This window comes from Bifidobacterium sp. WK041_4_12 (assembly GCF_041080795.1).
Classification (GTDB): domain Bacteria; phylum Actinomycetota; class Actinomycetes; order Actinomycetales; family Bifidobacteriaceae; genus Bombiscardovia; species Bombiscardovia aquikefiricola.
The window spans coordinates 2162508-2176427 of record NZ_CP129674.1 but is presented as its reverse complement, the minus strand read 5'-3'; the positions used below and the strand labels follow the sequence as shown (position 1 = coordinate 2176427).

Annotated in this window: 10 protein-coding genes and 1 tRNA gene; 5 read left to right on the top strand and 6 right to left on the bottom strand. The window is 53.9% G+C overall.

The genetic code is table 11. From position 1 onward, the window contains the following. Positions 1-22: 22 nt before the first annotated feature. The 4 genes from QN215_RS09210 to QN215_RS09195 form a co-directional block, all read right to left on the bottom strand. Positions 23-1342 (bottom strand): tyrosine-type recombinase/integrase, encoded by a 1320-nt coding sequence (locus QN215_RS09210; protein ID WP_369344005.1) that lies wholly within the window; start codon positions 1340-1342, stop codon positions 23-25. A gap of 191 nt (positions 1343-1533) precedes the next feature. Continuing rightward, positions 1534-1606, bottom strand: a tRNA-Ala gene (locus tag QN215_RS09205). Between the two features lie 157 nt (positions 1607-1763). Further along, the gene (locus QN215_RS09200) at positions 1764-2435 is read right to left on the bottom strand and encodes a VTT domain-containing protein (RefSeq protein WP_369344004.1); all 672 of its coding nucleotides are present in this window, start codon (positions 2433-2435) and stop codon (positions 1764-1766) included. Positions 2436-2779: 344 nt separating this feature from the next. Then, a complete protein-coding gene (locus QN215_RS09195) occupies positions 2780-4327 on the bottom strand; it encodes a dolichyl-phosphate-mannose--protein mannosyltransferase (RefSeq protein ID WP_369345132.1) in 1548 nt (515 codons plus the stop codon). Between the two features lie 263 nt (positions 4328-4590). Between QN215_RS09195 and rsmI the strand changes: the two genes are divergently transcribed. Beyond that, complete coding sequence (gene rsmI / locus QN215_RS09190; protein ID WP_404978533.1) at positions 4591-5562, top strand: 16S rRNA (cytidine(1402)-2'-O)-methyltransferase; 972 nt, start codon at positions 4591-4593, stop codon at positions 5560-5562. Here the strand turns inward: rsmI and QN215_RS09185 are convergent. Continuing rightward, positions 5532-5915, bottom strand: coding sequence for a hypothetical protein (locus QN215_RS09185; RefSeq protein ID WP_369344002.1), 384 nt, complete (start codon positions 5913-5915; stop codon positions 5532-5534). The two genes, rsmI and QN215_RS09185, sit on opposite strands and share 31 nt — an antisense overlap. Positions 5916-5928: 13 nt before the next feature. Further along, positions 5929-6636, bottom strand: coding sequence for a hypothetical protein (locus tag QN215_RS09180; protein WP_369344001.1), 708 nt, complete (start codon positions 6634-6636; stop codon positions 5929-5931). Between the two features lie 151 nt (positions 6637-6787). On the opposite strand from QN215_RS09180, the gene metG reads away from it, so the two are divergent. The 4 genes from metG (at position 6788) to QN215_RS09160 (ending at position 13857) form a co-directional block, all read left to right on the top strand. Beyond that, positions 6788-8674: a methionine--tRNA ligase gene (gene metG / locus QN215_RS09175; protein WP_369344000.1), complete on the top strand. Its 1887-nt coding sequence runs from the start codon at positions 6788-6790 to the stop codon at positions 8672-8674. Positions 8675-9177: 503 nt separating this feature from the next. Further along, positions 9178-10134, top strand: a complete 957-nt coding sequence (locus QN215_RS09170; RefSeq protein WP_369343999.1) for a TatD family hydrolase — start codon at positions 9178-9180, stop codon at positions 10132-10134. Between the two features lie 404 nt (positions 10135-10538). Next, entirely contained in the window at positions 10539-12788 is a 2250-nt protein-coding gene (locus QN215_RS09165) for a KUP/HAK/KT family potassium transporter (protein ID WP_369345131.1), read from the top strand. Between the two features lie 199 nt (positions 12789-12987). Then, positions 12988-13857 carry a class II glutamine amidotransferase gene (locus QN215_RS09160; RefSeq protein ID WP_369343998.1) on the top strand — a complete coding sequence of 290 codons (870 nt, stop codon included), beginning with the start codon at positions 12988-12990 and terminating at the stop codon, positions 13855-13857. The last annotated feature ends 63 nt before the right edge of the window (positions 13858-13920 follow it).

Genomic DNA, 13920 nt, shown 5'->3' with positions numbered 1-13920 from the left:
CATGTGACAGCCGCGGGAGGAGTCAGCCTTGCTTTTTCGCTCGTTCGCTCGTTTCACGCTGCATCATGGCGGTGGCGAGCCGTGCTGACAGCTGTTCGTTCTGCTGGCTGAGTTCCAGTATGCGCTGATCATTGTCCCGTATACGTGATTGCAGCGACTCGACGGTATCCTCGTGGGGAATCAGCGAGCCTATCTGGCGGGCGAGGTCCCTTGACCGTGACTGGACACTGTGCTGATAACGCATGGCGGTCTGAGGATCCGAATGACCGGCCGCATCCATGATCTCACGCACCGTCGCACCCTGCTGGGCCAGCAACGTCAACGCCGTATGCCGCAGATCATGAAAACGAAGATCCTTGCGTCCCGCCTGGATCCGGGCCTTGTCATACCAGCCCCTGAGCGTGTTGGGGTGCAACGGGGCCGAATGGTCATTGACGCCGGGGAAAATAAAAGCGCCGGTTTCGGGGCCGGTAAGGTCGAGTAGCGTCTCCATCATTGGTTTCAATTGTGGAGGTATGTTTTCGTCACGTTCACTGTGCTCGGTTTTGGTGCTGCCGATCAGTTCGGGCCCAATGGTTTTACGGCTCGAGCGGATGTGAAGAACCATGTGATTCAGATCGATGCTATTTCTTGTGAGCGCGCAGATCTCACCGATGCGAGGGCCGTTGCAGAACACGGCGATGTACACCGCCGCACGATACCTTTCGGGCATGGCCTCATAAATCATGCGTACTTCCGAAATCGTGGCAGGCACCGTCTCGGTGTTGCGTCGCTGTGATGGTGTCATGATGGTGCAGGGATTCCTGGGAATCATTGGGCTTTCCCCATCGGGCCCGGGACTGCTGGCGGATGCCAACACGCTCTTGAGCACTTTGAGTGCATTGATGCACATGCTGCGCTGCGAGTGATCCAACCCATCCCACCACCGATCCACATCACGGCTCGTAATCTCGGACAAGCGTCGTTTGCCGAAAAAAGGGAGGATATGGTTCGTCGCATCCTTGCGTATCCTGTAGACCGTGCCTGCCTGGAGTCGATCACCCGACCGGGTGCGTCGCAGACTCAGCCATTGTTCAAAGTATTGGGCGAAGGTCAACGAGCGGCGCTGCTGCTCCCGAAGGACCTCCCTTTCAGGCTGCCACGAATGGGCGTCGATACGAAGCTTGGCATCCCTGAGCCACACCAGCGCACCGGCCTCGTCATCAATGTCGAAGCTCGCATACTGGCGCTCCCTCAATCCAGGCCACATGTCGAACGCCCAGAAGGGCGTCAGATAACTCGCCTCTATCCACGCGCTCGTCCGATTGCTCTTATGCCGAAGCGTACCGAATCTCCGAGCCATAACATCCTCCTGCACCCGTGAACCATGCTGCATTTACCACATGAATTACCACGCCAAACAGGAAACAGCAAGCGAAAACACGGCATTGCACGTCAAGACAGACCAACCGGGAAACCATGGAAGCACAAGGGGAAAACACTGAAATGGCAACAAAAAAGGCCGGTCACGACGGACCGGCCCTTTGATAACCGTGGAGCTAGGGAGAGTCGAACTCCCGACCTCTTCGATGCGAACGAAGCGCTCTACCAACTGAGCTATAGCCCCGATTGGGTGTTGCCTTGCATTGCATGACAACGAATGACACTTTAGCGCAGGGTATGTTCTTTCGCAATGTGAGGATGTGTCCCATGCACATGTTGGCTTGGAATTACGCAGAAAAGGTGCTCCCTAAGCCATCATTCGAATCGCAAGGTTTCAGAAACTATTCCGCGTGATTCGCAGATTTCTTTTTCTTCCCAAACTTGGCTTTGAGCAGTCCGATGATCGTCGGAAGGATGGAAACGACAAGAATCAGAACGATTACAAGCTCAAAATGCTTCTGAACGGCGGGAATGCCGCCGAAAAAGTATCCGAGGAAAGTAAAGAGGCTGGACCACACGAGTCCACCCAGAACGCTGTATGGCGTGAAACGAGCCCATGTCATTCCTGAAATTCCTGAAATGAAAGGCATGAATGTGCGAATGATAGGGAAGAAACGGCCGAGGAAAACGGCCAGTGGCCCCCATTTTTGAATCATCGCCTCAGTCTTTGCGATTCTTTCCGGGGTGAGTGCCCTGACCTTGCCGGATTCGATGATTTTACGTCCAAAGAAATGGCCGATGAAGAAGTTGCTTTGGTCGCCAAGGATTGGTGCGATCCACACCACCGGAAGCAGTATTGCAAGCGTCATGCCGCTTGTTGGATCGTGGGTGAACACTCCTGCTGCGAACAGCAGCGAATCACCAGGTAGGAATGGCATGAAGACGATGCCAGTCTCTATGAAAACGATAAGGAAGATGAATGCGTACGTTGGCGCCAGACCAATGGCAATCCATGAGGCGATGGCACTTCGAGGGTCCTTCAACAATTCGATTAACCAGCGGACAACACCCATTTGCCAAATCCCCTTGCTTGTTGCGCCCTGCGCACAGTAGTTTGCCGACTCATTCAATATTCAATATTCAGCAGAAAAGCTGCCAGCAGGTGCTCGGCAGGCCTCTCGCAGAAATATCGAAGTCGTGTTACACAGTACCAGCAGATCGCGAAGCTCGCGGTGCGCTTTGCTTAGCCTCGGGGAGCGGCCGGTGTCGGCTGCGACGGCTCCTATGTGGTCCATTATTTTATATCCAACTAGGTAGCCACATATGCTGAGGCGTGTGGAGCGAAGCGCGGTGCGCTTTGCTTAGCCTCGGGGAGCGGCCGTTATCGGCTGCGACGGCTCATATGTGGTCCATTATTTTATATCCAACTAGGTAGCCACATATGAGCCAACCAGAACTCGTATGGCACTGGCATCGCAGTCCAGATTGGGTAGAAGAATGCTGAGACGATGGCGAGCACTATCAGCACTGCGCTGACGGTGACTCTATAGTTCACTGCGGCAACGTTCTGTCTGAGCCAATTACACACATAGCAGATTGCAAGCACAATCCACGGCAAAATAACAATGGAGTAGAAGGTAAATGTGGTCCTGTGCATGTATTGCGCCCATGGCAGCCATCCTCCGATGAATCCGGCAAGGATGGCAAGTATTCTCCAGTCGCCTTTCTTGATGAAGCATGCGATGAAGATGCCGACGAGCACACTCAATGATCCCAGCCACCAGAGGAGCGGATTTCCCAGCGAGGTGACGGCAACGACGCATTGAGACGAGGGTGAGAGCGAGCACAGGCCCGGACTTCCGTTGATTTTCTCCCAATAGAAGCTTGTGGGACGTATCTGCAAAGGCCAGGTCAAGGGGTTTGCCATGTAGCTGTGAGGAGTGTCGAGCGTGGTGTGGAAGTCCCACATCTCACGGTGATATTCGACGAATGATCGCAAGCCTTGAGGGAGCCATGTCAGGCCTTGGCCAGGATTATCTGCTGCCCAGTGATGCAGATATGAGTCGGAATGTATGAACCAGCCCGTCCACGATGCAAGGTACGTGCCGATCCACAGTGGCAGCATGAAGCCTGCAGTTGGCAGTGCATCTTTCCATACTGCGTGCGAGAACCAGTTGCGATATCCGACTTCTCTCCGATTCCAAGCGTCCCAGAGCACAGAGATGAGTGCAAACACGGCGAAGAAATAGATGCCTGACCATTTGGTGCCTGTTGCAAGACCGAGCAGAATCGCTGCGAGTGTCCTCCACCACGACCATGCAATCCAGGGACCTGGTGCATCAAGCACAAGCCGTGTGGTTCCTCGACGCTTGCCATAGCGAACAACGACGGGCATGAATCTGGCGCTTCGGCGTTGGCTATCCTGCTCGTAGGCTGCTGCGAGTTTTTCGTATGCCTTGTCTTTATGGATCAGCAGACAGGCGAAGGCCATCAGCACGAAGATCATGATGAAGTTGTCAAGGAGTGCGGTGCGGCTCATTACAATGCCCAGACCATCAATCGACAGCAGGAATCCTGCAAGCAGGGCAATGGGAAGATTGTGGAACATGCGCAGTGCGACTCTGCACAGTACGAGAATTGCAAGCGTTCCGACGAAGGCCGTGGCGAATCTCCATGCAAATGAGCTGTCCGCGCCTCCGAACAGTTTCAGTCCTATGGCAATCATCCATTTGCCGATGGGTGGATGCACCACGTATTCGGCTGATTGCAGCCACCCATGCGTATCACCCTGAGCGAACAGGGTATCTATGGGCGTGTTGTTGATTCCTATGGTTTTGGGCCAGTCTCTGGGTTCGCCGGTCTGGAGCATCGTCCAGGCATCCTTGACGTAATACGTTTCGTCAAAGACGATGGCATGAGGTGATCCAAGGCGTGCGAAGCGCAGAATTCCGCCAAAAACAGCCATCAGTAGGCTGAATAGCCATCCATAGGCTGCATAGGCACGCGTTCCTGCTGCGGGTAGGAAGGAGTGGCGCCGCTGCTCGCCAGAAGCATGTCCCCAAGAGATTTTATTTCGTAAACGCATCAATCCTAAGAGTAGAGGATACTGGAACCATGCAAACGCCCAATGTCCAATTGTCACAAGACCCAGCCCTTCACGAACCTGCCCTTCAAGACTCTGCCCTTCACGAGCAAGAACATGCTGAGCTAAGACCGAAAGGCAGGGGCATCCAGGAGGAACTGCAGTCAGGCCCAGATACCAGCCCATCGACGGCGGACCCTTCGCAAGACGAGGAGGTCGAGGAGATTGCGGCAACCGTTCCCCGTGGAACCTTGGTGCTGGCCGCGACTCCCATTGGCAACATGTTCGACGCTTCACAACGGTTGAAATCGCTTATCGAACACGCAGACATCGTCGCAGCCGAGGACACCCGCAGACTCTACGACCTAGCCAACCGTCTGCATCTGCACGTCGGTGGATCCGTTATCTCCTACCATGACCACAATGAGCGCGACAAGGCCGATGACATTCTCGATCAGGTCGAATCCGGTGCCTGCGTCCTCGTGGTTTCCGACGCAGGGATGCCAACGATCAACGATCCTGGCCTTGCCGTGGTCAGGCGTGCCATCGAGCGTGGGCTTGCGGTAACGTGTGCGCCCGGCCCGAGTGCCGTGCTTGATGCCTTGGCAATTTCGGGGCTTCCCACTGATCGATTCTGCTATGAAGGCTTTCTGCCGAGGCGCCACGCTGAGCGCGTGCAGCACTTGCGAATGCTGCAGTCTGAACAGCGGACGATGGTGTTTTACGAGACCTTGCACCGCATTGCCGATTCGATTGACGATGTCATGGATGCATTCGGCCCTCAGCGACGCATGGCCTTATGCCGGGAACTGACGAAGCATTACGAACAGATTCGACGGGGAACCGTGCAGGAGATACGTCAATCAATCATCGATGATCCGCCAAGAGGCGAAATGGTGCTTGTCATCGAGGGAGCCAGTGAAGATGAGGCGATTGCAGCCGCCCCATCGAGTCTGTCCGTCGAGGATTTGGCTGTGTTAGCCATCGACCGTGCGCTTGAGGATGGCATACGGATCAAGGATGCCATCGCAGTCATTGCGCAGGAGCATCCTCTGCCAGATGGTTCCCTGCCAAATCGTAAGCAAATCTACGCGGCAGTTCTAGAACTCAAGTCGTGAGCCTTGGATTCCAGTGAATCCAAGAGAATCCTCATGCAATGCGTCACCCCTGGCCCTCCAGATTGGGCTATGTATTCGAGCAGGTCGGGCGTGGCAGAGGGATTCGCAATGATATAGCGTCGCAGCTCTGGTTGCTCGCGGGCAATCGCCCACAGTGCACTGAGTGGCGTATCGGGGTCGCACGCGGTCAATGGAGTGCGCGGCAGTGGCGGTTTGGGAGGCTGCAAACTCGATGCTGAGCCCGGAGCAGTCATATTGTCCGCATCTTCCCGAACTGCCAATAACCGTGTATTGCTTGCTTGAAGATGAGTCGTGGTGAGACGAGCGGCGTGTCTGCCTCGATGTTTGCCCATGTTTCCTTTCATGTCATTCGGAATCGAACAGGGACGGCTGGTGTCCCTTCATCTTGTGATTGCCGTGCGTGCGTTGCTGGGATGTGCCATCTGAGGTTGCGAGCTCGCTTGTTGCGAGCACGATCATTCTCATTATTTCCAAGCCTTTGGCATGTCCGGGCCAGCGCTGGTTCTGCAACAGCAGATCCATGCATTCCTCTGGTCTGACGTCATAGAGTTCGAGCATGCTGGTGATGCGCGCAACGGATTCGTTGAATGATTCCTTGCCATCCTCATTGCATGCCAGATCGCAAGCTGTGCGTGCTGGCGAGGTGAGAAACAGTGAGCCTATCTGAATCATCTGGTCAGCTTCGATGTGCCTGTTGTGGACGCGGATGAGATGACCATGAACTGCAGCACGATAATGCGATTGTGAAATGATGTCGATGGTGCCAGGGAATGCACCGCCTGCCCAAATCCATCGTGCGAGATAGGTGCATGCCGCCGCTCCTATCGGAACCAGGCGTGCAGCGACGGCGGCTCGACCGAAGAGGGTGTGCGTGTCAGCAGTCGAGAAGCAATTGCTTGAATCGAGGGTCACGACGAGATCGAGCGACTCAAGATATCGCATGCTGAGTGGTCCAGGGAGTCTCGCGATGTTGATGAACGGGTCTGTCTGCCGAGACTGTGCGGTCTGTCGTGGTGAATGTTGCCGTTGTGATTGCTGTTGTATGACTTTCATGCCAAGAAACTACGTGAAATGATTGGTGCGTTTGATTAAGAGGCTGGGATAGGTGTAGTTGTGGATATTTGCGTCATCTGGTGACGAATGTGGATAAGCCGGTGAAAAAATGTCGGCTTTCTGTCCGCGCCGACACCAATAATCATGGATTATGAGTCATATCCTTGTTTCGGTCGCTTGGCCGTATGCTAATGGTCCGCGTCATATTGGTCACGTTGCAGGTTTTGGAGTGCCATCCGACGTGTATGCGCGCTACGAGCGCATGAAGGGCAACGACGTGTTGATGGTTTCCGGCACCGATGAGCATGGAACTCCAATTCTGGTGCAGGCTGAAGCCGAAGGTGTCAGCGCCCAGGAGCTCGCAGATCGCTATAGCCGTGTTATCTCAAAAGACCTGTGCGACTTGGGTTTGAGCTACGACCTGTTTACCAGGACCACGACTGGCAATCACGAACATGTCGTGCAGGAAATGTTTAAACAATGTCTGAAAAACGGATACATATATAAAGGTACGCAGAAGGTTGCCATCTCCCCTTCAACGGGTCGCACGCTTCCAGATCGATACATCGAGGGAACATGCCCGATTTGTGGCGCTTCCGGTGCCCGTGGCGACCAGTGCGATAACTGTGGCAACGAACTTGATCCAGATGAGCTGATAAACCCGGTTTCAAAGATCAACGGAGAGACACCGATCTTCAAGGAAACGGAGCACTTCTTCCTTGACCTTCCTGCGCTGGCTGAAGCTAATCTCAGCTGGTTGAAAACCCGCAAGGGCTGGAGAACCAACGTCATCAACTTCTCGATCGGTCTGTTCAACGAGGTCAAGCCGCGTGCCATCACACGAGATATTGACTGGGGCATTCCCATCCCCGTTGATGGATGGATCGACAATCCGAACAAGCGCCTGTATGTGTGGTTCGATGCGGTGATCGGCTACCTTTCGGCGTCCATCGAATGGGCACGACGTCAGGGAGAACCTGATGCCTGGCGTGCATGGTGGAACGATCCTGAGGCCCTTGGCTATTACTTCATGGGCAAGGACAACATCACCTTCCACTCCCAGATCTGGCCTTCGGAGCTGTTGGCCTATAACGGTGAGGGATCGAAGGGTGGCGAAGCTGGCGACTTTGGCAAGCTGAATCTGCCGCAAGAGGTGGTGGCGAGCGAATTCCTTTCCATGGAAGGAAAGAAGTTCAGTTCATCGAGGGGCATCGTCATCTATGTGAAGGATATCCTTGCGCGCTATCAGGTTGACGCTGTCCGCTACTACATTTCCATCGCTGGACCCGAAACCTCGGATGCAGATTTCACCTGGGCTGAGTTCGTTCGCCATAACAACGAAGAACTGGCCTCAAGCTGGGGGAATCTGGTCAATCGCGTGGCCAACTTGCTGTTCAAGCATTTTGGTGCGATACCGCATATTGACGAATCAAGCCTGACGGTTGAAGACAAGGCCTTGCTTGGTGAAAGCATCAAGGCTTTCGAAACGGTCGGCGATTTGATCGAACATCATCGGCAGAAAGCCGCATTGGGTGAAACCATGCGACTCGTTGGAGAAGTCAACAAATACATTTCTGCTGAAGAACCTTGGAAAATCAAGGATGATGAAGATCGTGTCGCGGTGATTCTGCATACCGCAGCTCAGGTTGTCTGCGATGCCAACGTGATGCTTGCGCCATTCCTTCCTCACTCTGCGCAGCAAGTCTACGAGACCATGGGTGGCAAGGGAACGTTCTCACCACTGCCACATGTGGAACAGGTGCACGATCTTGACAAGCCAGATTTCGAGTACCAGATCATCACCGGCACATACAAGCTTGGTGTGAACGTGCATCCTTGGAAGCGCGAACCCCTTGTTGACGGCACGCCTATCGCCAAGCCGTCGCCAATCTTCCAGAAGATTCCAAAAGAGGCAGTTCAAGAGGAACTTGACCGCTTCCAAACCGCTTTGGACGCTCGTCGTCAGAAGGAAGCCGAGCGACTGTCGAAAGCCAAGGCAGAATTGGCGCAGGAACAGCAGGAACAGCAGGAAAAGTAGCTCGTGCGCGCACAATGAGACAAAAGGCAGTCCATGCGGGAGCTGAATACCCTGTTCGTTGCCGAGATGTTGAGTTTTGCGGCAATTTCAGAGTATCAACCGTCAGAATCGCTGAAATATTGACGGAGAAATGGCGTTTTCACGCCTTGATACTGAAGAATTGCCGCAAAACTCGCATTCCCTTCAGACTTCATCCGCAATACGCCGTTTGTAAGCGCATACATGCGTCATTATGAGGTGAAAAGCAGTCCGTCACAAAGCGGACACACTATTTTCAGAGAACTTTGAGGCAAACGCATCATCTCTTCAAGGATTCGCTGGTTATATAAAAGATGTCAGCAGATGGTAACGCTGGCGAGATTCCCAGCCGAATCCCATAATTGAATCCCTTCTTCTCTCTTCTCTAATCCCGACGGTTTTCCCCCGTCGGGTTTCTTCTTTCTGGACTCATACAATCCCTTGTGCATACAGATACAGTCGATGCTCCAGACACAATGGAAGATATGAGTAAACACCATCGCAATCGCAGCTGGGCACCGGCACCAGAGCCATTGCCAGCAGACGCATGCGTCATCGACGACCACACGCATGTCGCATCCGTAGTGCCCTTTGCCCGCGAGATGAATCGTCAGGCGCAGGAGCGCGGACAGGCCGATGTCCCCGTGTTCTCCGTCGATCAGCTGCTGGACAAGGCCAAGGCATCAGGAGTGGAAGGCATCATCGATGTCGGTTGTGAACTTCCGCATCTGCAGACTGCCATCGACATGGCTCTGCAATACCCCCAATCGGTTCATGCTGCGGTTGCAATCCACCCCAACGAGGCAGTGCTTCACGGTCATCGCGGAGTCCCTGGACCCGATGGATTGCCGGTGCAATATAAACCCTGGCATGATACGAGCTTCGAGGATGCATGCGCCAAGGTGGCTGAGCTTGCAGCGGCATATCCCGAGCAGGTCGTCGCCATAGGGGAGACGGGCATGGATCTGTTCAGAACAGGCCAGGATGCTGCCGCAATTCAGCGCGAAGCCTTCCGCGCACATATCGCACTTGCCAAGGAATTGAATCTGCCCATGCAAATCCACGACCGTGACGCCCATAGGGAAGTGATAGAAACCCTACTCAACGATGGTGCGCCTGAAAGAACGGTGTTCCATTCATATTCGGGCGATGCGCATATGGCCGAGATCGCAAAGGAGCACGGCTGGTATTTGAGCTTCTCGGGAACCGTGTCATACAAGGGAAACGACGACATCCGGGAATCGCTGAGAATCGTAGGCCTGGATCATGCCATGGTCGAAACTGACGCACCGTATCTTTCTCCGATGCCCTATCGAGGACGAACCAACGCCCCATATATGATTCCCTATACCCTGGCAGCCATGGCTGACGTCATGGATATGCCCATTGCGGCAGTCGCTCGAGCCACGCGAGCCACCACGCGAAAGGTATACGGCATCTGAAGTCTCCTGAAGTATTACGAAGCCTCCTGAAGTCCAGTATGTGCATGAAAGGTGCTAACGTGTATCGGACGCGTAATTAACTCGTGAGGCAGCCTTATCAATCGACTGCCATTGGAGGGTGTATGGCTGGAACGCAGCATGATTCATCTGCTGAAAACATCGGCTTGAATGGTGGGGGCAACAATTCTCATGACAAGGCTGACGGCATGGATGACAACACTTCGGAGGACCATAGTTCGAACTCACTTGGTACCAACGCACAAAGCTCGAAGACTCGTGATTCACACAAGGTGACATCCGAATCGGCACAGCCTGATTCAGCTCATTCGGAGAAAGCCGATTTTGCCGAGGACACGGCGGTTACTCAAATCATCAAGAGACAAGACTTGGAAGCGCAGGCCACCATGAAACCGGCTGCGGAAGAGAAAGTTTCGCATGAGGTGGTTCCTGAATCCATTCTGCCCTCAGAGAGCATCACGAAGGCTCCCAAGGTTTCCAAGCAAGGCAGAACCCGCGAGGAGAAAGCGGCAATGAAACGCGCCCGCAAGGAGGCAATGCGTGAAGCGACACTGCTCGCGAAAAAGCCTCGCGGACCGTTTGGACGTCTGCTTCGCAGAGCGAGACAGTCACCGGACAAGATCACCTTCGGCATGGCTCTCGTCGCACTGGGCGTTGTCTACGGCGACATCGGTACTTCGCCGCTCTATATGTCCCAGACATTCCTCACCGGTCAAGGCGGACTCGAGAATACGAACAGGCCAGCCGTGCTCGGCATGCTGTCGCTCGTATTCTGGTCGATAACCCTGATTACCACAGTGAAATACGTGTTGATCGCCATGCGCATCGACAACAAGGGCGAGGGTGGCATTTTCGCGCTCTACAGCCTGGTGAGACGTCGCGCTCGCTGGCTGGTCATTCCAGCAATGCTTGGTGGAGCGGCATTCCTTGCCGACTCCGTTCTCACTCCGGCAGTTTCGATATCCTCCGCAGTCGAGGGTCTGAAAACGCTGCCAATGCTCAAATCAGTATTCAGCGACAACGAGAACCTTACCTTGATGATCACGGTGGTCGTGATTCTGGTGCTGTTCTCGGTGCAATCGCGTGGAACTGAACGCATCGGCAAGGTTTTCGGCATAACCGTCATGATCTGGTTCGGATTCCTTGCCATCGCTGGCATCGTCAATCTCAACAATGACTGGTCGGTGTTCGCGGCGCTCAATCCTTGGTATGGCGTTCAATTCCTCTTCAGCCATAACAATGTCGCAGGACTTGCCATCATGGGCACCGTATTCCTCTCGACGACCGGTGCCGAAGCACTGTATTCAGACATGGGTCATGTTGGTCGTGGCAACATCTATGCCACATGGCCATTCATTAAGGTCGCTCTGGTCTTGAACTACTTCGGTCAGGGTGCCTGGATGCTGCGCAACCAGAACAACAAGGAACTGCACGGTGTCGCGAATCTGAACCCGTTCTTCCAGATGCTCAACCCGAGCGTGCGCTATGCCGCCGTCGTGTTGTCCGTCGCTGCAGGCGTCATCGCATCACAGGCATTGATAACCGGCGCATTCACGATGGTTTCAGAAGCGACAGGCTTGAATTGGATGCCACATCTGCAGGTTCGCTACCCGGCCAGAACTCGTGGACAGCTATACATCCCCGTCGTCAACCTGGTGCTATGCAGTGCCACCCTGATAGTGCTTGCACTGTTCAGAGACTCCGAACATATTGCCGCAGCCTATGGTCTGGCGCTGACCATCACGATGATAACGACCACGGTGCTGCTCGCCGTCTATATATGGTTCAAGCACAGGCATGTGCTGGCAATTATCTTCACGACCGTGTTCCTTGCCATCCAGACGCTGTTCTTCCTCGCTTCGATGTCCAAGTTCCTGCACGGTGGCTGGTTCACCATGCTGCTCACGATTGCCATTCTCTTCGTCATGTACACCTGGGACGAGGGCACGCGCGTCGAGCGTTCGCAACGTAGACACATGAATCCGAAGGAATTCATCCCCGCTCTGGACATGCTGCACAAGGACTTCAGAATTCCTTATTTTGCAGACAATCTGGTCTACCTGACATCCGATACCGAAATGGGGCGTCTGGATACCGACATATTCTTCTCGATCTTTGCAGACCATCCGAAGCGAGCCCGCGCATGGTGGTCAGTGTCCGTGCAAACCACCGACGATCCCTTTACGCGTGAATACTCGGTCGAAAACTTCGATACGAGCTATATGTATCGCGTCAAAATCCGCCTTGGCTTCAAGGTGGATCCGAACGTTGCCACCTATCTGCACCAGATCATGCACGAGCTGATCGACAGTGGGGAACTGCCCAAGCAGACTTCGCTCTATCCCAAGGTTGACGAGGATCCGCAGATTGGAACCATCAAATACGTGCTGGTGCATAAGGCGCTGATGCCAGAGTCAAAGATCACGACGAGCGGTGCGATATCGCTGCAAGTCAAATACGCCATCAGACATGTTGCAGGTTCACCTGTGAAATGGTTCGGTCTGGCTCCGTACAATCCGCTGATTGAATTCCAGCCGCTTTTTGTCTCGACTCGTCCGGTTCCTCGCTTGAAGCGCATTGCCTTGCGTCGTTCGCGACACCATTCAAGTACGATTTGGCGGACACCCAAGGAATAGTCGAATAGTCGCAACACACGATTCGAAGCTGTCATCAATGCCGACCGCCATGTTCTGCTGTGAGACCCTTTACACGGCTCACGCAAACAACTGGCATAATGTATAAGCATCGGTGACCATTTATGCCGAGTGTCTGACGCAGTGGGCATGTCCCATTGCGAAAGGCTCTCGGCTTTTACATTTAGGTGCAATGCGTATTATGTGCAGATTATTAGGGTATGCAACAGACGGCCGCAATCTCAGTCTGGAGGAAGTGCTCGGCCATGAGGCAGTTGTGGAATTTCGGGAGATTTCAAAAATCCACAACGATGGATGGGGGACTGCACTCCTGGCAGCAACGCAAGAGGAACCATTCAGCAAGGATGGCGGCGCGCCAAGTCCCGAGACGGAAAATCGCTACTACCGATCAACGGTCGAGGCGGCGCTCGATCCTGCATTCGAGGCCTTCGCCAAGCAGCCCGCTCGCGGTGCCATCTTCCATCTTCGTCTCGCTTCATCGCATATCCCGCTGATCATGGAAAATCAGCAGCCTTTCTACAGCTCAGGCATTGCATTCATCCACAACGGCGATATCAGCGATGACGAAGGTCACAACATCGTCCAGAATCCTGATTTCCCCATCGATAAGGAGCTGTTCCTCAGTACCGGTGGCAAAAGCGATACCGCCATGTATTTTTCCATTGTGCTGCAAGAACTCAGCGAAGGGTATTCACTTGAGCAGGCAGTAAGCCAGGCCATTGGCAAGCTGCGCAAGGTGTATCCAAAATCCTCATACAACTGCATGGTGCAGAGCCGAGATCAAATGGTGTGCGTGCGCGCTTCAGGAAGAACGGAAACACCTCCCAGAATTTCCGAAATATATAAGGAATACGGCGTCGAGAGGCACGCGCTTGATTACCGTGCCATTCGCTATCGCGAAATCAAGGACACGCAGGACAAGCAGGTTGGAGTGGTCGTTTCATCGTCGGGCTTTACCCAGCGGCCAGAAGACGGATGGATCGAATTGCAAAACAATGAGCTCATCTCCATCTCGAACAGGACAGGCGAGTATTCAATCCGCTCGCTGTGAAGTTTTCAGCAAACATGGGGTATCCAGTCAAGTTGAGGCAATAGAATCGATTCGGTATTACTT

Bases quoted from the DNA above. Each gene is read 5' to 3' on its own strand.
- QN215_RS09210 (WP_369344005.1), bottom strand. From the start codon at position 1,342: ATGGCTCGGAGATTCGGTACGCTTCGGCATAAGAGCAATCGGACGAGC.
- QN215_RS09200 (WP_369344004.1), bottom strand. From the start codon at position 2,435: ATGGGTGTTGTCCGCTGGTTAATCGAATTGTTGAAGGACCCTCGAAGT.
- QN215_RS09195 (WP_369345132.1), bottom strand. From the start codon at position 4,327: ATGGCTGTTTTTGGCGGAATTCTGCGCTTCGCACGCCTTGGATCACCT.
- QN215_RS09185 (WP_369344002.1), bottom strand. From the start codon at position 5,915: ATGGGCAAACATCGAGGCAGACACGCCGCTCGTCTCACCACGACTCAT.
- QN215_RS09180 (WP_369344001.1), bottom strand. From the start codon at position 6,636: ATGAAAGTCATACAACAGCAATCACAACGGCAACATTCACCACGACAG.
- metG (WP_369344000.1), top strand. From the start codon at position 6,788: ATGAGTCATATCCTTGTTTCGGTCGCTTGGCCGTATGCTAATGGTCCG.
- QN215_RS09170 (WP_369343999.1), top strand. From the start codon at position 9,178: ATGAGTAAACACCATCGCAATCGCAGCTGGGCACCGGCACCAGAGCCA.
- QN215_RS09165 (WP_369345131.1), top strand. From the start codon at position 10,539: ATGAAACCGGCTGCGGAAGAGAAAGTTTCGCATGAGGTGGTTCCTGAA.
- QN215_RS09160 (WP_369343998.1), top strand. From the start codon at position 12,988: ATGTGCAGATTATTAGGGTATGCAACAGACGGCCGCAATCTCAGTCTG.